The 18,903-nt window shown below is 70.2% G+C and carries 18 protein-coding genes and 1 pseudogene; 7 read left to right on the top strand and 12 right to left on the bottom strand.

Annotation, left to right across the window (positions count from 1 at the left end):
- The first annotated feature begins 95 nt into the window (after nucleotides 1-95).
- The gene (locus tag ABS642_RS18135; protein ID WP_350351221.1) at nucleotides 96-305 is read left to right on the top strand and encodes a methyltransferase; all 210 of its coding nucleotides are present in this window, start codon (nucleotides 96-98) and stop codon (nucleotides 303-305) included.
- A gap of 22 nt (nucleotides 306-327) precedes the next feature.
- Here ABS642_RS18135 and pheA read toward each other — a convergent pair whose 3' ends face one another.
- Nucleotides 328-1,278 carry a prephenate dehydratase gene (gene pheA / locus ABS642_RS18130; protein WP_282215937.1) on the bottom strand — a complete coding sequence of 317 codons (951 nt, stop codon included), beginning with the start codon at nucleotides 1,276-1,278 and terminating at the stop codon, nucleotides 328-330.
- Nucleotides 1,279-1,346: 68 nt separating this feature from the next.
- On the opposite strand from pheA, the gene ABS642_RS18125 reads away from it, so the two are divergent.
- Nucleotides 1,347-1,892, top strand: coding sequence for a DUF4287 domain-containing protein (locus tag ABS642_RS18125; protein ID WP_350351220.1), 546 nt, complete (start codon nucleotides 1,347-1,349; stop codon nucleotides 1,890-1,892).
- Here the strand turns inward: ABS642_RS18125 and ABS642_RS18120 are convergent.
- On the bottom strand, nucleotides 1,877-2,749 hold the full coding sequence (locus ABS642_RS18120) for an AraC family transcriptional regulator (protein WP_350351219.1): 873 nt from the start codon (nucleotides 2,747-2,749) through the stop codon (nucleotides 1,877-1,879). The genes ABS642_RS18125 and ABS642_RS18120 overlap by 16 nt on opposite strands.
- Nucleotides 2,750-2,834: 85 nt before the next feature.
- On the opposite strand from ABS642_RS18120, the gene pgm reads away from it, so the two are divergent.
- Nucleotides 2,835-4,484, top strand: a complete 1,650-nt coding sequence (gene pgm, locus ABS642_RS18115; protein WP_350351218.1) for a phosphoglucomutase (alpha-D-glucose-1,6-bisphosphate-dependent) — start codon at nucleotides 2,835-2,837, stop codon at nucleotides 4,482-4,484.
- Here pgm and ABS642_RS18110 read toward each other — a convergent pair.
- Genes ABS642_RS18110 through ABS642_RS18085 form a run of 6 tightly spaced genes read right to left on the bottom strand, consistent with a single transcriptional unit; the run spans nucleotide 4,481 to nucleotide 10,693 of the window.
- Complete coding sequence (locus tag ABS642_RS18110) at nucleotides 4,481-5,584, bottom strand: glycerate kinase (protein WP_350351217.1); 1,104 nt, start codon at nucleotides 5,582-5,584, stop codon at nucleotides 4,481-4,483. The two genes, pgm and ABS642_RS18110, sit on opposite strands and share 4 nt — an antisense overlap.
- Entirely contained in the window at nucleotides 5,581-6,651 is a 1,071-nt protein-coding gene (locus ABS642_RS18105) for a LacI family DNA-binding transcriptional regulator (RefSeq protein WP_350351216.1), read from the bottom strand. The genes ABS642_RS18110 and ABS642_RS18105 overlap by 4 nt, the downstream gene beginning before the upstream one ends.
- Nucleotides 6,652-6,679: 28 nt before the next feature.
- On the bottom strand, nucleotides 6,680-7,444 hold the full coding sequence (locus ABS642_RS18100; protein ID WP_350351215.1) for a sugar phosphate isomerase/epimerase: 765 nt from the start codon (nucleotides 7,442-7,444) through the stop codon (nucleotides 6,680-6,682).
- Nucleotides 7,445-7,456: 12 nt separating this feature from the next.
- Nucleotides 7,457-8,323, bottom strand: coding sequence for a sugar phosphate isomerase/epimerase family protein (locus tag ABS642_RS18095; protein ID WP_350351214.1), 867 nt, complete (start codon nucleotides 8,321-8,323; stop codon nucleotides 7,457-7,459).
- Nucleotides 8,320-9,525, bottom strand: coding sequence for a dihydrodipicolinate synthase family protein (locus ABS642_RS18090; RefSeq protein ID WP_350351213.1), 1,206 nt, complete (start codon nucleotides 9,523-9,525; stop codon nucleotides 8,320-8,322). The genes ABS642_RS18095 and ABS642_RS18090 overlap by 4 nt, the downstream gene beginning before the upstream one ends.
- Before the next feature lie 4 nt (nucleotides 9,526-9,529).
- The gene (locus tag ABS642_RS18085; RefSeq protein ID WP_350351212.1) at nucleotides 9,530-10,693 is read right to left on the bottom strand and encodes a Gfo/Idh/MocA family oxidoreductase; all 1,164 of its coding nucleotides are present in this window, start codon (nucleotides 10,691-10,693) and stop codon (nucleotides 9,530-9,532) included.
- Between the two features lie 186 nt (nucleotides 10,694-10,879).
- Here ABS642_RS18085 and ABS642_RS18080 point away from each other — a divergent pair, with 186 nt between their 5' ends.
- The gene (locus tag ABS642_RS18080; protein WP_350351211.1) at nucleotides 10,880-11,392 is read left to right on the top strand and encodes a hypothetical protein; all 513 of its coding nucleotides are present in this window, start codon (nucleotides 10,880-10,882) and stop codon (nucleotides 11,390-11,392) included.
- 69 nt (nucleotides 11,393-11,461) lie between these two features.
- Here the strand turns inward: ABS642_RS18080 and ABS642_RS18075 are convergent, their stop codons facing one another.
- Nucleotides 11,462-12,436, bottom strand: a complete 975-nt coding sequence (locus ABS642_RS18075) for a LacI family DNA-binding transcriptional regulator (protein ID WP_350353462.1) — start codon at nucleotides 12,434-12,436, stop codon at nucleotides 11,462-11,464.
- A 116-nt stretch (nucleotides 12,437-12,552) separates the two neighbouring features.
- Here ABS642_RS18075 and galT point away from each other — a divergent pair, with 116 nt between their 5' ends.
- From galT to galE, 3 genes are read left to right on the top strand one after another with little or no spacing between them, the layout of a single operon-like run.
- The gene (gene galT, locus ABS642_RS18070; protein ID WP_350351210.1) at nucleotides 12,553-13,770 is read left to right on the top strand and encodes a galactose-1-phosphate uridylyltransferase; all 1,218 of its coding nucleotides are present in this window, start codon (nucleotides 12,553-12,555) and stop codon (nucleotides 13,768-13,770) included.
- Entirely contained in the window at nucleotides 13,767-14,990 is a 1,224-nt protein-coding gene (gene galK / locus ABS642_RS18065; RefSeq protein WP_350351209.1) for a galactokinase, read from the top strand. The genes galT and galK overlap by 4 nt, the downstream gene beginning before the upstream one ends.
- 49 nt (nucleotides 14,991-15,039) lie before the next feature.
- Nucleotides 15,040-16,017, top strand: coding sequence for a UDP-glucose 4-epimerase GalE (gene galE / locus ABS642_RS18060; protein WP_350351208.1), 978 nt, complete (start codon nucleotides 15,040-15,042; stop codon nucleotides 16,015-16,017).
- Here the strand turns inward: galE and ABS642_RS18055 are convergent.
- The 3 genes and pseudogenes from ABS642_RS18055 to ABS642_RS18045 all read right to left on the bottom strand — a co-directional run bounded on the left by ABS642_RS18055 (nucleotide 16,014) and on the right by ABS642_RS18045 (nucleotide 18,832).
- Nucleotides 16,014-17,047, bottom strand: a pseudogene (locus tag ABS642_RS18055) (LacI family DNA-binding transcriptional regulator). The gene galE and the pseudogene ABS642_RS18055 overlap by 4 nt on opposite strands.
- Nucleotides 17,044-17,961, bottom strand: a complete 918-nt coding sequence (locus ABS642_RS18050; protein ID WP_350353461.1) for a carbohydrate ABC transporter permease — start codon at nucleotides 17,959-17,961, stop codon at nucleotides 17,044-17,046. Before ABS642_RS18050 ends, ABS642_RS18055 begins: the two are co-directional and overlap by 4 nt.
- Entirely contained in the window at nucleotides 17,951-18,832 is an 882-nt protein-coding gene (locus tag ABS642_RS18045; protein WP_350353460.1) for a sugar ABC transporter permease, read from the bottom strand. The genes ABS642_RS18050 and ABS642_RS18045 overlap by 11 nt, the downstream gene beginning before the upstream one ends.
- Between the last annotated feature and the right edge of the window lie 71 nt (nucleotides 18,833-18,903).

Here is an 18,903-nt window from a genome sequence, read left to right as displayed (position 1 = left end):
AGCGCCCTGTCAAGGCCTGGCTTTCCGGGTGCACGAGGCGTAGCGTCACGAGCACGGTCACCGGCCGTGTCACGGCAGTGGAAGGAGTTCCGACGATGAGCACCACGAAGACCCTCGCCCTCTGGGTCGCCTACGGATCGAATGGAGTGGTCGGCAGCATCCGCCACGACGAGGACGGCTACGTCGTCACGATGACGGGATCGGATGCCGCGACAGGCACCTACCCGAGCCTCGCATCCGCCAAGGGCGCGCTGCACTCGCACATGGCTCCGGGCAGCGATTGGCCGCGGTTCCAGGAGCACTGACCGGTCGGCCCGCGGCCCGGCTCTACGCCTCGGGTTCGCCCGAGAGGATGCCGCGCAGCCAGTCCCGCGCCTCGACGAAGATGTCGTCGGCATAGCGATCGGGATACTGCACGATCTGGCGATCGGCGCGCGGATACGAACCGAGGAAGACCACGCGCGGGCTGAAGCGGCGGATGCCGAGCAGGGCGTCCGCCATCCGCTCGTGCTCGATGTGCCCGTCGGCGTCGATGACGAACCGGTACCGGCCGAGCTCGTCGCCGATCGGCCGGGACTCGATCAGCGACAGGTTGATCCCGCGCGTCGAGAACTGCTCGAGCATCTCCAGCAGCGACCCGGGGTGATCGTGCGGCAGCTCGACGATGAGCGAGGTCTTGTCGGCGCCGGTCGGGGCGGGCGGCGTCGTCGTGCGCGTGACGAGCACGAACCGGGTCACGGCCTGCGCGTTGTCGCCGATGCCCTCGGCGAGGACGTCGACGTCGTAGTGCTTGACGATGCCCGGCGCCGCGATGGCGGCCTGCGCCGGAAGCGTGCCGTCGAGCACGCCGATGGCGGAGGCGACATTGCTCGCGGCCGGCACGTGCGAGTGCGAGGGCACGTTCGCGCCGAGCCAGCCGTGGCACTGCGCGTACGCGACCGGATGCGCCGCGATGACCTCGACCTGGTCGAGTGTGGTGCCGCGCGGCGCGACCAGCACGAAGTTCACCCGGACGAGGTACTCGCCGATGATGCGCAGACCCGGCAGCGTCGCCAGCGCGTCCTGCGTGGTGGAGACGCCGCCCTCGATCGAGTTCTCGATCGCGATCATCGCCGCATCGCTGCGCCCCTCGAGCACGTCGTCGAGAGCCTCGCCCACGTTGTGCACGGGGCGCCAGTCCTGCCCTCGCGCCTCCGCGACCTGGTCGAGCGCCGCCTCCGTGAAGGTTCCGGCAGGGCCGAGGTAGCTGTAGGTGCGGCGTTCAGTCACGCGTCTCACCTTATCCCCGTCGGCCGGCGTTCAATTCCGTACAATCGCGCGTCGATCCCGACGGATAGTCTTCCGGCATGGACGTGGATGCTGCGACGCAGACGATGATCGACAACCTCCCCGCGCGGACCGGGCGAGAGCTGCCCGAGTGGTTCACGGAACTCGACGCCGCGGCACTCGACCGTCACGCGGCGGCCGTCGCTTTCCTGAAGACGGAGCACGGGGTGACGCACGGCTTCGCCAACCTCATCGTGAAGCTGCATCGGTCGCAGGGAGAGACCGTGACGGCCGACGGTCTCGTGGATGCGCAGTACGAGGGCCGGAAAGCAGGACTGCGGCCGGTGTACGAGCGCCTCGTCGCCGCAGCATCCGCTTTCGGGGATGACGTCGAGGTGTCGCCGAAGAAGACCGGGGTCTCGCTGCGCCGCGGCAAGCAGTTCGCGCTGATCGAGGCGCCCAGCGCCACGCGCATCAGTGTCGGCATCAACCTCCGTGGGGTCGCTCCGACCGCACGCCTGCGCGGAGCGACCGGCATGTGCACGCACCGGGTCGACGTGACGTCGGTCGACGAGGTGGATGCCGAGCTCATCGGCTGGCTGCACGACGCCTACGATCGCGCCTGAGGTGACACCGGGATCTCGTCGAGGGGCACGAAGTAGGCGGCGTCCGGTCCGAACTCGGCGATGCGCCGGTGGTACTCGGTCGGCGTCCACCCGCAGAACCGGCGGAAGGCGCGGATGACGTGGGGCTGGTCGTAGTACCCGGATGCCCCGGCGAGCGCCGTCCAGTCGGGAGCGCCTGCGGACCCGGAGGCCGTGCCGTCGACCGCGGCGCTCGCGATCGCCGCGCCGAGGAATCGATGGAACCTGTCGACCTGCGCATACTCCTTGGGTGTCAGACCGGTGACGCCGCGGAATCGGGAGATCAGCGTGCGGTGCGAGACGCCGGCGGCACGCGCGAGATCGCCGATGAGGCGCTCCGGCTCCTCGTGCAGCGATTCGAGAGCGTGCTGCACGACGTCGTCGGGCCGCCAGCCGACCGCCCGCTCCACGAGGAAGTCGCTGAGGGCGGTCAGCGCGGCATCCGCCGAGGGATCGCCGTGGAGCTCCGCGACCAGACGCTCGCTGCCCGGCACCACCGCCGTCGCGTCCTGCACGCGCCGCGCCACCTCCGCACCCGGCACGCGCGTCAGGACGCTCAGCCCCTCGGGTCGCAGTTCCACCCCCACGTGCCGGGTGAGCTGCGGGGATTCGATCACCAGATACTCCGTCTGGATGCCGGAGAGGAAGGCGGCGGAGACCACCGTCGCGTGACCGTCGCGGTCGTACAGCGCGTACGGATCGGAGAGGTTGACGATGAAGTGGACGAACGGGAGCGGCAGGATCTTCTCGAAGCGGCGCTCCCGCGGCGCTTCGAGGAACCAGAGGCGAGAGACAGCTCGCTCCAGTCCCGCGGGAACCGCCCGCTCCTCGTAGATCACGCAGCCACAGTAACGTGACGGTCGGATCGCGACCAGGCATGTCGTCGGGGATGCACTCCGGCCGATCAGGGGGCAGACTGTGGGAATGACGAGCCGTGCCGGCCTCCCCGCGGAGGACACTGACCTGATCGACGTCGACGAGCTGATCGCCGCCTACTACGACCGTGTGCCGAATCCGGAGGTCGCCGCGGAGCGCGTCGTCTTCGGCACGAGCGGCCACCGCGGCTCCTCGCTGTCGAACAGCTTCAACGAGACGCACATCCTCGCGACCACGCAGGCGATCGTCGACTACCGCGCGTCGCAGGGCATCACCGGCCCGCTCTTCCTCGGCCGCGACACCCACGCCCTGTCGCTGCCCGCGGAGCGCAGCGCCATCGAGGTGCTCCTCGCCAACGGCGTCGACGTGCGCGTCGATTCCCGCGACGCCTGGGTTCCGACGCCGGCGCTCAGCCACGCGATCCTCACGTACAACCGCACCCTCGTCTCCGGCGAGGGCAACGCGGGCCGCGCCGACGGCATCGTGGTGACCCCTTCGCACAACCCGCCGCGCGACGGCGGCTTCAAGTACAACCCACCGCACGGCGGACCTGCCGACACCGACGCGACGGGCTGGATCGCCGATCGCGCCAACGAGCTCATCGCGGGCGGACTCGACGGAGTGAAGCGCGAGCGCTTCGCCGACGTCGACTGGGACGCGATCACCGGCTACGACTTCCGCGACGCCTACGTGCGCGACCTCCCCTCGATCATCGACATCGACGCCATCCGCCGCGCGGGCGTGCGCATCGGCGCCGATCCTCTCGGCGGAGCATCCGTCGAGTACTGGGCGCTGATCTCCGAGGTCCACGACCTCGACCTCACGGTCGTCAATCCCGAGGTCGACCCGACCTGGCGCTTCATGACGCTCGACTGGGACGAGAAGATCCGGATGGATCCGTCGTCGCCGTCGGCCATGGCCTCGCTGGTCGCCAAGAAGGGCGACTACGACGTGCTCACCGGCAACGACGCCGACGCCGACCGGCACGGCATCGTCACCCCGGATGCCGGTCTGATGAACCCGAACCACTACCTCGCTGTCGCGATCGACTACCTGTACTCCCACCGGAGCGAGTGGCCGCGGGATGCGGCGATCGGTAAGACCCTCGTGTCCTCCATGATCATCGATCGCGTCGCCGAGTCGCTGGGCCGGCGCCTGCTGGAGGTGCCCGTCGGGTTCAAGTGGTTCGTGCCGGGCCTGCTCGACGGCTCCGTCGCCTTCGGGGGCGAGGAGTCCGCGGGGGCGTCCTTCCTCCGCAGGGACGGCTCCGTCTGGTCGACCGACAAGGACGGCATCCTGCTCTGCCTGCTCGCCGCCGAGATCATCGCCGTGACGGGCAAGACCCCCTCGGAGCGCTACGCCGAGCTCGAGCAGGCCTTCGGCTCCTCGGCCTACCAGCGCGTCGACGCCCCCGCGACCCCCGAGCAGAAGGCGACGCTCGGCAAGCTCTCCCCGGATGCCGTCACGGCGACGTCGCTCGTCGGCGAGGACATCACGGCGAAGCTGTCGCACGCGCCCGGCAACGGCGCGGCGATCGGCGGACTGAAGGTGCAGACCGAGCACGCCTGGTTCGCCGCGCGCCCGTCGGGCACGGAAGACGTCTACAAGCTGTACGCCGAGAGCCTGCGCGGCGCGGAGCACCTCGCCGAGGTGCAGGCCGAGGCCCGCGCCGTGGTGTCGGCGGCGCTCGGCGGCTAGCTCCTGCGGGCGAGCTCCGCGCCGGCCGCCCGCAGCCAGCGTGCGGGCTCGGCGAGGGCGGCATCCGAGGATCCCGCCAGGTCGGTGAGCGAAGCGGATGCCGTGAACAGGCTCGTGTCGGCGTCGGCGGTGATGCGTCCCGCGGCGAGCATCGCACGGGCGCCGGCGTCGGCGGCGAGGGACGCGATGAACGACGGGACCTTTCCGTCGCCGGACTGACCGTCGTACGACCCCTCTCCCGTGATGACCACGTCGGCGTCGGCGACCGCGTCGGCGAGCCCGATGAGCTCCGCCACCTCGGCGGCTCCAGGGGCGAGCACCCCTCCCCAGACGACGAGCGCGCCTCCCGTGCCGCCCGCGGCACCCGTTCCCGGCTGATCCGGGTCGAGGCCGAGCAGTGCGGCGAGATTGCCGAGCCCGCGGTCGGCGAGCGTGATGTCGGCGACGGAGTTCAGTCCCTTCTGCGGCCCGAAGACGGCGGAAGCTCCGCGCGGGCCGACCAGGGGATTCGTGACGTCGGTGAGCACGCGCACATCCGGCGCGGTTCGCAGACCAGACAGGTCGACGGAGGCGATGTCGGCGAGACCGCGGGCACCGCGCGCGACGGGGACGCCCGCGGCGTCGAGGAATCGGGCTCCGAGAGCGGACAGCATCCCGGTTCCGCCGTCTGTCGACCCGCTGGAGCCGATGCCGACGACCACCCGCGAGACGCCGTGGTCGAGGGCTGCGCCGATCGCCTGGCCGAAGCCGGTCGTGTCGGCGTCCCAGGGGCGGAGCTGGTCGAGGAGCTCGATGCCCGATGTCGAGGCGAGATCGATCACGGCGGTTCCGCCTACCGCGTCGGCGGTCGGCGGCAGCAGCAGCCACGACGTGTCGATGTCCGCGCCGGTGGGCCCTTCGACGGTCACGGGCATGCGCCGCGAGCCGGGAACCGCCGCCGCGAAAGCCGCGACCGTCCCCTCGCCGCCGTCGGCCATCGGGCGGTGCACGAACTCCGCACCGGGGTCGACGTCGGTCCATCCCGCCTGCAGGGCGACAGCGGCGTCGACCGCCGTGATCGTTCCCTTGAAGCTGTCCGGAGCCAGCACGATCCGCGTCATGCCGCCACCTCCGGGGTGCTTGCGCGCACGATGACCTCGAGCGGCAGCGGGGGCTGCTGCCAGTCCGGGTCGACCGTCGCGCGGAAGGCCTGGTACCCCACCTCGCTCAGCGGCACCCGCACGGTCGTGAGGGCGGGGGTGACGTCACTGCTGGACGGCACGTCGTCGAAGCCGCAGACGGCGATGTCGGCGCCGACCTGTCTGCCGGCGTCACGGATCGCCGACATCGCGCCGATCGCGACCACGTCGCTGATCGCGAAGACGAGAGTTCCCGTCGCCACGCCCTCGGCGAGGGTCTCGGTCATCGCGGCGGCCCCGGACTCCCGTCGGAAGTCGCCGCGCAGCACGCGCTCGATCGTTCCGCCTGCGGCCTCGAGACCTGCGCGGAAGCCGGCGAGGCGCTCGTCCGAGGTGCGCACGCCCTCAGCCGCGCCGATCGCGATGGCCGTGCGGTATCCGCGCTCTGCCATGCGGCGCCCGAGAGCCTCGGCCCCGGCGCGGTTGTCGATCTCCACCCGGCGATCGCCGAGGCCGTCCGGGCCGAACGTGACCGTGCGTCCGCCGAGCCTGGTGTATTCGCCGAGCTCGCGTGCGGTCTCCGCCTCCATCGGCTCCTCGGTCCGCGATGCCGCGAGGATGAGTCCCTGGGGTCTTTGACCGCGGAGCGCCCGGACGATCCTGGCCTCCCTCTCAGCGTCGCGCTCGGTGATCGCGATCGTGACGACCAGGCCGTGCTCGTCTGCGCCGCGCGCGACGCCGGACGCGATCAGGCCGAAGTAGGGGTCGGCGATGTCGGCGACGAGCAGCGCGATCACCGGCGAGGTGCCGCGCGCGGTCGCTTGAGCGGAGACGTTGGCGGTGTAGCCGAGGTCTGCCGCTGCCGCCTCCACGCGCTCACGGAAGGACTCGGCGACCTTGCGCTCCGAGCCGTTCAACACGCGGGATGCCGTGGCGAGGGACACACCGGCCGCTCGGGCGACGTCGTGCAACGTCGCTGCTGCTCCGCGTGCGGACCGCCCCGCACGCGAGGAGGACGCAGGACCCGGGGGCGGCGAAGACGCGCTCATGATCGAGAGCCTACTGGGATGAGCAGGGTCACCCGGGCTGTCCGAGATAGGCCCGAAGCGCGGCGGCTTCGCCGGCGAGCAGCTCCGGATCGTCACCCGGGACGAACTCCAGCAGCGCGTCACGGGGCGGGTCCGCGACAGCCTTCGCTTCGGCGAAGAACCGGGTCCAGAGCGAATCGCGCGCACGCAGGGGCAGCCGTTCCTTCGCCGGCCACCATGAGAACACGTGGGCGGCACTCGTCCGGGCGGCGAGCGCCCGGTACTCGCCGATCACGGTGTCGACCGATGCGGCGACGGTCGGCTGCCAGTAGGTGCTCAGACCCGGGTCGGCGACGTCGTCCAGCAGCCGCAGGGTCGTGGGCGCCGTATCTGCGAGCGTGCCGGAGTGGAACTCGAGAGCGAGGCCGATGCCTCTCGCGCCGGCCTCGGATGCCGCGGCCTGCAGCCGCTCGACCACCGCTGCCCAGTCGTCCCCGGTGGCTTCGTCGGAGCCGACGGAACCCGCCCAGATCCGGATGCGATCGGCGCCGAGCGCCTCGGCGCTGTCGAGAACCGGCGCGAGCTGCTCGTCGACGCCGCTTCGGAAGTACGAGCCGTACGAGGCGACGGCCAACCCGGCATCCGTCGTCGCCTTCGCCACCTGCGCGGCCCGCACGGTGTCGCCCGGGGGCACGTGCACGTCGCCGCCCCACTCGATCGCCTCGAGCCCGGCATCCGCGGCCAACTCGATGATCCGCTCGGGCGCCAGGGCGCGGAACGTCACCGAGCAGAGTCCTGGACGGATCGCGGTCATGCGTTCATCCTCTCAGCGCAGGTGCGGCGCGACCGCCGCGGCGAAGGTCTCCGCCGTCCGGCGCACGACGTTCGAAGGCGCATCCGCCCAGATGTCGGCGTTGAAGAGCTCGACCTCGATGTCGCGGTCGTAGCCGGTGTCGATCACCGCACGGGTCAGCGATCCGAAGTCGATCACACCCTCCCCCGTGTAATGGCGCGAGAGGAGCACGTCCGCGGCGAGCGGGGTCTTCCAGTCGCACACCTGGTACGTCGCGATGCGTCCTTCACGTCCGGCCCGGGCGATCTGGTCGAGCACCTGCGGATCCCACCAGACGTGGAAGGTGTCGACGGCCGCCCCGACGACCTTCGCATCGAAGTCGGCGGCGATGTCGAGCGCCTGACCGAGCGTCGAGACGACCGCCCGGTCGGACGCGTACATCGGATGCAGCGGCTCGATAGCCAGCGTCACTCCCGCAGCCTCGGCATCGGGAGCGAGCGCACCGATCGCGTCGCGCACCCGTTCGCGTGCGCCGATAAGGTCGCGCGAGCCCTCCGGCAGGCCGCCCGCAACGAGCACGAGCACAGCGGTCGACCCCTCCGCTCCGGCGGCGGCGAGCGTCGCGGTCTCCTCGATCGCCCGACGGTTGTCGTCGAGCGCGGCGTCGCGCGCAGGACCGGCCGGAAGGGTGAAGAACCCGCCGCGGCAGTGCGTCGTGAAGCGCAGGCCGGAGTCCGTCAGCATACGGGCGGCGACATCGAGGCCGACCTCGTTCACCGGCTCGCGCCAGAGTCCGATGGCCTGGACCCCGGCATCCGCGGTGACCCGCAGGGCGGTGGCGAGGTCGGCGTGCTTGATGGTGGCCTGGTTGATCGACAGACGGGGGTCCGGGCTGGTCATACGTCCACTCCGTTCAGGCGCAGCATCCCGTGCCAGCGCTCCCGAGCGAGCTCAGGCGCTTCGAGGGCGAGCGACGCGTTCGCCAGCTCGACGATGCGGCTGAGGTGCGGAAGGCTCCGCGCCGAGTGCAGGCCGCCGACCATCTGGAACGCGGACTGGTGGCCGTTGAGCCAGGACAGGAAAGCGACGCCCGTCTTGTAATAGAACGTCGGTGCGGCGAACACCTGGCGGCTGAGCGCCTCGGTCGGGCCGAGGATCTCGAGGTACCGGTCGGGATCCCCCGCGTCGAGCGCCTGGATCGCCGCGGATGCCACCGGCGTGATCGCGGCGAAGGCCCCGAGCAGGGCGTCGGAGTGGGTGCGTTCGGGACGTTTCGTCTCGCTCGCTTCGCTCCCTCGCTCAACGACCGACGAGCCCCCGATGAGCCCCACGTAGTTGAAGTCGTCGCCCGTGAACATGCGCACGCCCTCCGGCAGCTGCTCGCGGACCGAGATCTCGGACTCCGCGTTCAGCAGGCTCATCTTGACGCCGGCGACCTTGCCCGGGTTCTCGCCGATCACCTCGAGCAGGACCTCGGATGCCGTCTGCCAGTCCGGTGCGCCGAAGTAGCCGGCGAGCTCCGGGTCGAAGGCCGTGCCGAGCCAGTGCAGCACGACCGGCACGGTGGCCGACTCGAGCACCTCCCGGTAGACGCGGCGGTAGTCGTCGGCGCCCGTCGCGACCCGCGCGAGATGCCGCGAGGCCATCAGCACGGGGCCGGCACCCTGCTCCTCGGTGAAGTGCAACTGCTCCTTGTAGGCGTCGATCACCTGGTCGATCGAGACGTGCGACTCGGTCAGGTGGTCGGTGTTGACGCCGACCACGACCGAGCCGCCCTCCTCGCGCGCGACCTCGGCGCTGCGAGCGATGAGCTCGCGGGTGGCCGCAGCATCCAGTCCCATGTTCCGCTGGGCGGTGTCCATGGCGTCGGCGACGCCGAGGCCCCAGGAGTACACGTTCCGCCGGAAGGCGAGCGTCGAGTCCCAGTCGATGTCGGCGGGCTGACCCGGGGTGTTGTCGGCGTGCGTCTTCGGCACGACGTGCGCGACCGCATAGGCCACGCGGCTCTGCAGAGCGGATGCCGGACGGGTGAAGGATCCGCCCGCGTTCAGCGCGGCATCCGTCACCGTTCCGTCGGCGGCGAGGAGTCGGAGCGTGCTCATCGGATCAGTCCAGGCTCAGCGCGGACAGCGCGATCTTGCGGCCCTCGGCGCTCGACGTCAGGCCGGCCTCGGCGAACTGCACACCGCGGGCACCGGCGAGCAGGTCGAACGGGTAGTCGGTGCCCTCCACGTAGGAGACCAGGTACTCCTCCCACTGCTGGCGGAAGCCGTTGAGGAACACGTCGTTGGTCGGCACCTGCTGCCAGTCGGCGTCGTAGTCGCGGGTGTCCTCGAGGTCGGGGTTCCACACCGGCTTGGGCGTCGCGTTGCGGGGCTGGATCTTGGCGCCGAAGAGCCCGACGACCGCCGATCCGTGCGTGCCGTCGACCTGGAACTCGACGAGCTCGTCGCGGTTGACGCGCACGGTCCACGAGGAGTTGATCTCGGCGATGATGCCGCCCTCGAGCTCGAAGATGCCGTACGCCGCATCCTCGGCGGTGGCGGTGTAGTGCTCGCCCTTCTCGTCCCAGCGGTCGGCGATGTGCACGGCGGCCTGGGCGTAGACGCTCTTCACCTCGCCGAACAGGTTCTCGAGCACGTAGTTCCAGTGCGGGAACATGTCGGTGATGATGCCGCCGCCGTCTTCCGTGCGGTAGTTCCAGCTCGGGCGCTGGGCGGGCTGCCAGTCGCCCTCGAAGACCCAGTACCCGAACTCGCCGCGCACCGACAGGATGCGGCCGAAGAAGCCGGAGTCGATCAGGCGCTTGAGCTTCTGCAGACCCGGGAGGTAGAGCTTGTCGTGCACGACCCCGGTCTTGACGCCGGCGCTCTCGGCGAGGCGGGCGAGCTCGAGGGCCTCCTCGAGCGATTCGGCGGTGGGCTTCTCGGTGTAGATCGCCTTGCCGGCGGCGATCGCCTTGCGGATCGCAGAGGCGCGGGCCTTGGTCACGAGGAAGTCGGCGTAGATCTCCCACTGCGGGTCGGCGAGGGCGGCGTCGAGGTCGGTCGTGTAGTCCTCGATGCCGTGCAGCGCTGCGAGCTCGGCGAGCTTGGCCTCACTGCGGCCCACGAGGATCGGCTTCACCGTGATGCGGGAGCCGTCGGGCAGCTCGATGCCGCCCTGCTCGCGGATCGCGAGGATCGAGCGCACCAGGTGCTGCCGGTAGCCCATGCGTCCGGAGACGCCGTTCATGATGATCCCGATCTCGCGGGTGGAGGTCTGCGTCATGGCAGTGGTCCGTTTCTCTGGAAGTGGTCGCGCACCGATCTCGGTAAGCGCTTTCCGAGATCATGACACGAACGGGCGGATGCCGCAACCTGGCCCTTCGAATCGCGCGAATTGCCGCTTCGCGGGGGCGATCCGCGACCCGTTGCGCGATTCGAACGCCGTCGAGGTCTCGCTACGCTGGATCTGATGTCGATCGAATCCTGGTCACCCCCGCCACGGCGGCGTCGTCGTGGCCGCCCATGGCTGATCGCGATCACGGCGATCGCCCTGGTCGTCATCGTCATCATCGTCGCCCTGTTCGTCATCGGCCGGAGGCCGTGGCTCACCACCAACGTGACGATCTCCATGAGCTACGTCGCCGACGACGGGCAGACGTACTCCTGCACGTACGACTACCGCACGTCGGAACGCCTCCCGATGCCCGCCGACATCGCCGAGAGCATGAACGAACGGGACTGGTCCCAGACCGGTCAGCTCATCTACGAATGGGCGAAGGACCACCCGGCCGAGCACTGGACGACAGACGATGAGTTGCCCGCAGACGACCCCGGGTCGACACGGGCGGACGCATCGTGGGCCCTCGCGATGGACGAGTATGTCGAGTTCCCCCCGTGGCACATCGACACGGAGAACGGGCGCGACTACGAGCTGTGGTCGGAAGCGCGACCAGGAAGCAACTGCGAAGACGGCCTGCGCTAACCAGCGGGCTCACCGCCGTCCGACATGCGCACGCATCGCGGGCCCGTCCGCGCTTGAATCCGGCGCGTGTCAGCGCGAGGCGGTGCTGGCGCGCTCGACGAGCCGCGTCGGCACGACGGATGCCGCCGCTCCCCCGGCATCCTCCCCCTCGGCATTCTCGCCCTCGATCTCCGCGACCAGGGCGCCGACGGTGCGCTGAGCGAGGGCCGTGAAGTCCTGGCGGATCGTGGTGAGCGGCGGGCGGTAGTTCGCGGCATCCGGCACATCGTCGAAGCCGATCACGCTGACGTCTTCCGGCACGCGCCGGCCCGACTCGGCGAGCGCGCGCAGCAGACCGAGAGCCATCTGGTCATTGCCGCAGAACACGGCGGATGCCGCGGCCAGGGCGGCACCGGCGGCGAACCCGGCGTCGGCGGTCCAGTCACCACGGACGATCTCGGGCGCATCGATCCCGGCGGCGGAGAGCGTCTCGCGCCATCCGCGCTCGCGCTCGGCCGCGGCGTACGAGTCGGCAGGGCCGGCGAGGTGATGCACGGAACCGTGTCCGAGCTCGAGCAGATGCGCGGTCGCGGCGGCCGCTCCGCCATGGTGGTCGCTGTGCACGGCCGTGAACCCGGCATCCGTCTGCGCGTCGACTATGACGAGGCGCAGTCCTGCAGGGCGCTCGTCCGCGGAGACCTGCGCAGACGCCTCGTTGAGCACGATGGCCCCGTCGACCTCCTGCTCGGCCAGACGCTCGAAGGCGGATGCGACCCCGTCGGCCGCCGTCGCGACCATGAGGGCGTAGCCGCGCTCCGCCGCCGCTTCAGCCGTGGCCTGCAGCATCCGGGAGTTTCCTACGGTGGCGAGCGTCGTGACCACAAGGCCGATCGTCTGCGACCGTCCGGTGCGCAGCGCGCGAGCGGCGCGGTGCGGGCGGTAGCCGAGTTCGGACATCGCCTGTTCCACGCGGGCCCTGGTGGCCGGGTCGACACGGGGGCTGTCGTTGACCACCCGCGACACGGTCTGCCCGGAGACACCGGCGCGGGAGGCGACCATCGCCATCGAGACGCGACCGGACGACGGGCGAGGTGAGCGTGAGTGGGGGGCGGTCACCGGCATCCTCCGTGCATAACTCAGGAATGTTGACGTTACCACAGAGATGTGCGTACCATGTTTACGTGAACACGGATAATCTTGCGGAGTTGCGCACAGAGACCCTCGGCGCCGGCGTCGTCAAGCGCGCCACGACCCTGGCCGACGGCCGCGACCTGATCTACTACGACGACCCGGAGACGACGCTCGGAGCCGAGCGCGCCGTCGACGCACGCACGCTCGACCCCCGCCCCGAGACCGCGACGATGCGCCTCGACGTGCTCACGGGCGACTGGATCACGGTCGCCGCGAACCGCCAGAACCGGGTCATGATGCCGAGCGCCTCGGCCGACCCGCTCGCGCCGCAGACGCCCGACAACCCGTCCGAGGTGCCGTCCCTCTACGACGTCGCCGTGTTCGAGAACCGCTCCCCCGCGTTCGGCCCCGCGCTGGCCGAGGCACTCGGCACGGCTCCCGCCGCCGCCAACCCTCCGCGCGGCCTCGACGACCTCGAAGCCCTCGGCCTCGGTCGCACCCGCACCTCGGTCGGTCGCTGCGAGGTCGTCTGCTTCAGCCCCGAGCACTCCGGGTCCTTCGGCACGCAGTCCGCGACGCGCGCCCGCACCGTGATCGAGGCCTGGGCGGACCGCACCGCCGCCCTCTCGAAGCTCCCCGGCATCGAGCAGATCTTCCCGTTCGAGAACCGGGGCGAGGCGATCGGCGTGACGCTCCCGCATCCGCACGGCCAGATCTACGCCTACCCCTACGTGACGCCGCGCACCACGCGCCTGCTGGATGCGATCGACCGCACCGCACCGCACCTGTTCCAGCACATCCTCGAGTTCGAGCAGGCATCCGAGCGCGTGGTCTTCCGCGGGGAGCACTGGACGGCGTTCGTGCCGTTCGCCGCGCGCTGGCCCCTGGAGATGCACCTGATGCCGCACCGTCACGTGCCCGATTTCGCCGAGACGACGGATGCCGAGCGCGACGAGCTCGCCCCGCTGTACCTGCGCCTGCTGCGCGGTGTCGATGCGCTCTACGACTCCCCGACGCCGTACATCGCCGCGTGGCACCAGGCTCCGGTGAACGTCGGACGAGAGAGCGTGCGCCTGCACCTGCAGCTCACCAGCCCGCGCCGCGCCGCCGACAAGCTGAAGTTCCTCGCCGGATCCGAGGCCGCGATGTGGGCCTGGGCCGCCGAGGTCACCCCTGAACAGGGGGCCGCCCGCATCCGCGAGGCGATCGAACGCGCAGCGACCGAAGAGTCCCTGAGCCCGTCGACGGATGGCGAGGTGTCCGCATGACTCTTTCCGAGACGCACGAGACCGAGACGCAGGATGCCGCACGCACCCTGTTCGTCGAGCTGACCGGCCGCGAGCCCGACGGGCTCTGGTCGGCGCCGGGACGGGTGAACCTCATCGGCGAGCACACCGACTACAACGACGGCTTCGTCCTCCCGTTCGCGATCCCGCACCGTACGGTCGCCGCGGTCGGCCTCCGCGATGACGACCGCGGCCGCATCCGGGTCGCGTCGACCTTCGCGGCGGAGCCGGTCGAGGTCGCGCTCGACGACCTCGACGGACTGTTCCCCACTGCCTCCGGCGGGAAGCCCGCCGTGCCGGAGTGGGCCGCCTACCCGCTCGGCGTCGCGTGGGCGCTCCGCCAGGCGCTCGCGACGGACGGCGCCGACCATCCGTTCCGCGGGATGGACATCGCGATCGCCTCGGACGTTCCGATCGGCGCGGGGCTCTCGTCCTCCGCCGCGATCGAGGGTGCCACGGCATCCGCCCTCAACGACCTCTGGGCGGCCGGGCTCGACCGCACCGCCCTCGCCCGCGTCGGCCGTCGCGCCGAGAACGAGGCGGTCGGCGCCCCGACAGGGATCATGGACCAGATGGCCTCGATGCTCGGTGAGCCGGATGCCGCGATCTTCCTCGACTGCCGCTCGCTGGAGGCGCAGCTCGTGCCGCTCGGTGTCGCCGAGGCCGGGCTCGCGATCCTCGTGATGGACACGCGCGTCGAGCACGCGCACTCCACAGGCGGTTACCGGGAGCGCCGCGCGTCGTGCGAGCTCGGCGCCGAGATCATGGGCGTCCCGGCGCTCCGGGACGTGTCGGTCGACGACCTCCCCCGTGCCGCGGAGCTGCTGGACGACGTGACCTTCCGTCGCGTGCGACACATCGTCACCGAGAACCAGCGCGTGCTCGACACCGTACGGGTGCTCCGCGAGGAAGGCGCACGCGCGATCGGCGATCTGCTCGTCGCCTCGCACGTCTCGATGCGCGACGACTTCGAGATCTCCGTCCCCGAGCTGGACACGGCGGTCGATGCGGCACTGGCGGCCGGCGCGCTCGGCGCGCGCATGACCGGCGGAGGATTCGGCGGGGCGGCGATCGCCCTGATCGAACGGGATGCCGTGGCGAGCGTGTCGGAGGCCGTCACCGCGGCGTTCGCGGCATCCGATTTCACCGCCCCGGTGCTCTTCACGGTCACGCCGTCCGCCGGCGCGCACCGCGACGCCTGACAGAATGAGTGATCGAGCCGCGATGAGTCTGCGGCAGGAGAGGAACGCCATGTCCTGGATCGTCACCGGCGGCGCCGGCTACATCGGATCCCACGTCGTCCGCGCTCTCGCGGATGCCGGCCTGACCCCCGTCGTCCTCGACGACCTGTCCAGCGGAGTCCCGTCATTCGTTCCGGAGGGCGTGCCCTTCGTGCAGGGCAGCATCCTCGATCGCGACCTCGTCGAGAAGGCGCTGCGCGATCATGATGCGGACGGCGTGATCCACGTCGCCGGTTTCAAGTACGCCGGCGTCTCGGTGCAGCGTCCGCTGCACACGTACGCGCAGAACGTCGAGGGCACGCGCATCATCCTCGAGGCCATGGAGGCCGCGGGCGTCGCCAACATCGTCTTCTCCTCGTCGGCCGCCGTGTTCGGCACGCCCGACGTCGCCCTCGTCGAAGAGGACACCGCGAAGAAGCCGGCCAGCCCCTACGGAGAGTCCAAGCTCATCGGCGAATGGCTGCTGCGCGACCAGGCGATCGCGACCGCCGATTCCGCGCACCCGCTGCGCCACACGTCACTGCGCTACTTCAACGTCGTCGGATCGGCCGACCCGACGGTCTACGACGTCAGCCCGCACAACCTCTTCCCGATCGTCTTCGAAGCGCTGATCGCAGGGAAGACCCCGAAGATCTTCGGCGACGACTACGCCACGGAAGACGGCACCAACGTGCGCGACTACGTGCACGTCGGCGACATCGCAGCCGCGCACGTCGAGGCGGCGAAGCGCCTGGCCGGTGGTGAGCCCATCGAAGCCGCCTACAACCTCGGCTCCGGCGACGGCCTCAGCGTGAAGCAGATCATGGACGCCGTGGCCCGCGTGACCGGCATCGACTTCACCCCCGAGATCGGTCCGCGTCGCCCCGGCGACCCCGACCGCATCGTCGCCACCGGAGAGCTCGCGGCACGCGACCTCGATTGGAAGATGCGGTACTCGGTGGACGAGATGGTGCGGACGGGCTGGGACGCTCGGCGGGCTGCGTCTTAGTCCGCTCCGACCTCGACCGATCTGCGACGGATCGGCGGGCAGGAGACGAGTGTCGGACGGTCGTCCGCAGGAGTGTCCAGACCGAGCAGTACGCGCACTCCGATCGCCCCGAGTTCGTAGTGCGGCAGCGCGACCGTGGAGAGCGTCGGGCGCAGATGCGCCGCGATCACGTCCTGGTTGTCGAAGCCGATGACGGCGATGTCCTCCGGGATGCGCAGACCGTGCTCGCGCAACCCGTCGTACACACCCATGGCGACCCGGTCGTTGTGGCAGAAGACCGCGGTCGCACCTGATTCGATGATCTGCGGCGTCGCGAGGTACCCCCCTCCTGCTCCGGCGATGCCGGGAACACCAGCGCGTCGTCGACGCCGATGCCGGCGGTGGTCAGCGCCTCCCGGTATCCGGCCAACCGACCGGTCTGCGCAGGTGACGGCGTGGTGGTGTTCACGAACGCGATCCGCCGATGCCCGGCATCGATCAGCTCGTCGGTGGCCGTGCGCCCGCCCTGCACCTCATCCGGCACGACGGCGGGCAGCCCGCTGTCGGGCGCGAAGCAGTCGACGAGCACCGACTCCGTCTGATGAAGAGCCGCCGGCACCGTGATCTCGCGGTGGAACCACGTGGAGTAGAGGATGCCGCGCACCTGGTGCTCGAGCATCATCGCGATCGCGTCGTTCTCGACCTCGGCGTTGCCGTCGGTGTTGGCCACGAGCAGCACGAATCCGTGCTTCCAGGCCTCGTCCTGGGCGCCGGCGATGATCTGACCGGCGAAGGGAGTCGTCGCGATCTGGTCGGCGACGAGCCCGATGAAGCGCGACGTCCCCTGCGAGAGGGTCTTCGCGAGCGCGTTGGGACGATACCCGAGCGCGGCGACGGCGTCGTGCACCCGCCGACGCGCGTCCTCTCCGATCCGCGCTCCGGGCTTGTCGTTGATGACGTGCGAGACCGTGGCGACCGAGACGCCGGCGACCTTCGCGACATCCCGCATCGTGACGCTCGGCGCGTGCGCGCTCTGCCCTGCAGTGCTCATCCCTTGGTCGCTCCACTCTCGAGGCCCTGGATCATCGCCTTGTTGAGGACGAGGAAGACCAGCAGCAACGGGGTCACCGAGACGCAGACCGCGGCGAAGGTCGCCGTCCAGTCGGTGTTGCCCATTGCCCCAATGTAGTTCTGCAGTCCCAGCGGGATCGTCTTCAGCCCGTCGGAGAGCACGAACGTGTTCGCGAAGATGAAGTCGTTCCAGATGAAGATGCTGTTCACGAGCACGACCGTGATGATCGTGTTGACCGAGAGCGGGGAGGTGATGGTGAGGAAGATGCGGTACGGACCGGCGCCGTCCAGCGATGCCGCCTCGTACGTCTCGCGAGGGATGTACTCGTAGAACGAGGAGAACAGGTACACGGCCATGGGAAGGGCGAAGGCGGCGAGCGGGATGATCATCGAGAGGTGGGTGTCGAGCAGCCCGACCTGCGAGTAGTCGATGAACAGCGGCACCAGGGCGATCTGCACAGGCACGATGATCCCCAGGAGGAACAGCCCGCGGACCATGCCACTGAACCGGAAGCCGAGCACCTGCAGCGCGAAGGCGGCCATCATGCCGGCGACGACGATGAGGACGCTGGATCCCAGCGTGACGATCAGGCTGTTCACGATGTTCAGTCCGAGGTTGCCGGTGGCGAACGCACGTCCGTAGTTCTCGAGCGTGAACTCCGACGGGAGCGCGAACGGGTTGCCGCCGGCGAAGTCAGCCGCCGTGCGGAAGCTCGTCAGGAAGAGCCAGGCGAGCGGGTAGATCTGCACGAGCACGATCAGCACGATGGTGACCGTGAGCAGCGTGCGCTGAGCGCGCAGCCGCGCCGAGCCGCGCCGGCGGACCGGGGGCCGCGTCGGCGACGGGGTGCCGCTGCCACGGGCGCGAGGGTGGGGGTGGAGGTCATGATCGATCCTTCCGGCGCAGCAGGAGCAGGATGAGTCCGACGGCGACGAGGCACTCGATGACGATGAACACCGAGATCGCACTGGCGTAGCCGTAGTCGGTGTGCACGAACGCCGTCTTGTACATGTACGTGGTCAGCAGCTCGGATGCCTGACCCGGCCCGCCCCCGGTGAGCAGGTACGGGATGTCGAAGCCGCGGAGCGCGAACGTGGTCGCCATGATGGTCGTGGTGATCCACACGGGCCGGATGTAGGGGAAACGGATCCGCCAGAAGACCTGCCACCAGGAGGCTCCGTCCAGACGCGCTGCCTCCTCGAGCTCGCGAGGCACGGCCATCAGCGCCGCGTAGATGATCAGCATGTAGAGACCGGTGAAGCGCCACCCCTCGGGGATCGACACCGCGGCGAGCACGGTCTGCACGTTCGACAACCACGCCGTCTGCAGGCCCTCGAGTCCGATCCACGCCAGAGCCTGGTTCAGCAGGCCCACCGGCTCCAGCGAATAGATCCGCTGGAAGAGGATGGCGATGGCCACCGTGGAGATGACGGCAGGCAGGAGATAGATCGTCTTGACGAGCTCCCGTGCCTTAGTGAGGGCGGTGAGCAGTCCGGCGACGATGAGGGCGCCGCCGAGCTGCAGCACGAGGCAGATCACGAGGTACCCGACCGCGTTGCCGAAGGCCGTCCAGAAGACGTCGTCGCGCGTGAGCATCTTCACGTAGTTGTCGAAGCCGACGAAGGCCATGTCGGTGATGCCGTCCCACCGGAAGAAGCTCAGGACGAGGGACTGCACGATCGGCAGCAGCACGGCGACGCCGTACAGCAGCAGCGGCGGGACGAGGAACACGAGGACCGAGAGCGTCGACCGGCGCGGGAGCATGGCCCCCGACATCGGCCGGCGCCGCGACTGCCGGGACGGTCGCGGGCGGGCCGCGACCGTCCCCGCCGACA

Origin of the sequence: Microbacterium sp. A8/3-1, from assembly GCF_040267695.1 — a bacterium.
In the GTDB taxonomy this organism is placed as follows: domain Bacteria; phylum Actinomycetota; class Actinomycetes; order Actinomycetales; family Microbacteriaceae; genus Microbacterium; species Microbacterium luteolum.
Note: the sequence above shows the minus strand (reverse complement) of the source record. Positions and strands in the feature narration are given on the sequence as shown.

Bases quoted from the DNA above. Each gene is read 5' to 3' on its own strand.
- ABS642_RS18135 (WP_350351221.1), top strand. From the start codon at position 96: ATGAGCACCACGAAGACCCTCGCCCTCTGGGTCGCCTACGGATCGAAT.
- ABS642_RS18125 (WP_350351220.1), top strand. From the start codon at position 1,347: ATGGACGTGGATGCTGCGACGCAGACGATGATCGACAACCTCCCCGCG.
- pgm (WP_350351218.1), top strand. From the start codon at position 2,835: ATGACGAGCCGTGCCGGCCTCCCCGCGGAGGACACTGACCTGATCGAC.
- ABS642_RS18110 (WP_350351217.1), bottom strand. From the start codon at position 5,584: ATGACGCGGATCGTGCTGGCTCCGGACAGCTTCAAGGGAACGATCACG.
- ABS642_RS18105 (WP_350351216.1), bottom strand. From the start codon at position 6,651: ATGAGCGCGTCTTCGCCGCCCCCGGGTCCTGCGTCCTCCTCGCGTGCG.
- ABS642_RS18100 (WP_350351215.1), bottom strand. From the start codon at position 7,444: ATGACCGCGATCCGTCCAGGACTCTGCTCGGTGACGTTCCGCGCCCTG.
- ABS642_RS18095 (WP_350351214.1), bottom strand. From the start codon at position 8,323: ATGACCAGCCCGGACCCCCGTCTGTCGATCAACCAGGCCACCATCAAG.
- ABS642_RS18090 (WP_350351213.1), bottom strand. From the start codon at position 9,525: ATGAGCACGCTCCGACTCCTCGCCGCCGACGGAACGGTGACGGATGCC.
- ABS642_RS18085 (WP_350351212.1), bottom strand. From the start codon at position 10,693: ATGACGCAGACCTCCACCCGCGAGATCGGGATCATCATGAACGGCGTC.
- ABS642_RS18080 (WP_350351211.1), top strand. From the start codon at position 10,880: ATGTCGATCGAATCCTGGTCACCCCCGCCACGGCGGCGTCGTCGTGGC.
- ABS642_RS18075 (WP_350353462.1), bottom strand. From the start codon at position 12,436: ATGGCGATGGTCGCCTCCCGCGCCGGTGTCTCCGGGCAGACCGTGTCG.
- galK (WP_350351209.1), top strand. From the start codon at position 13,767: ATGACTCTTTCCGAGACGCACGAGACCGAGACGCAGGATGCCGCACGC.
- galE (WP_350351208.1), top strand. From the start codon at position 15,040: ATGTCCTGGATCGTCACCGGCGGCGCCGGCTACATCGGATCCCACGTC.
- ABS642_RS18045 (WP_350353460.1), bottom strand. From the start codon at position 18,832: ATGCTCCCGCGCCGGTCGACGCTCTCGGTCCTCGTGTTCCTCGTCCCG.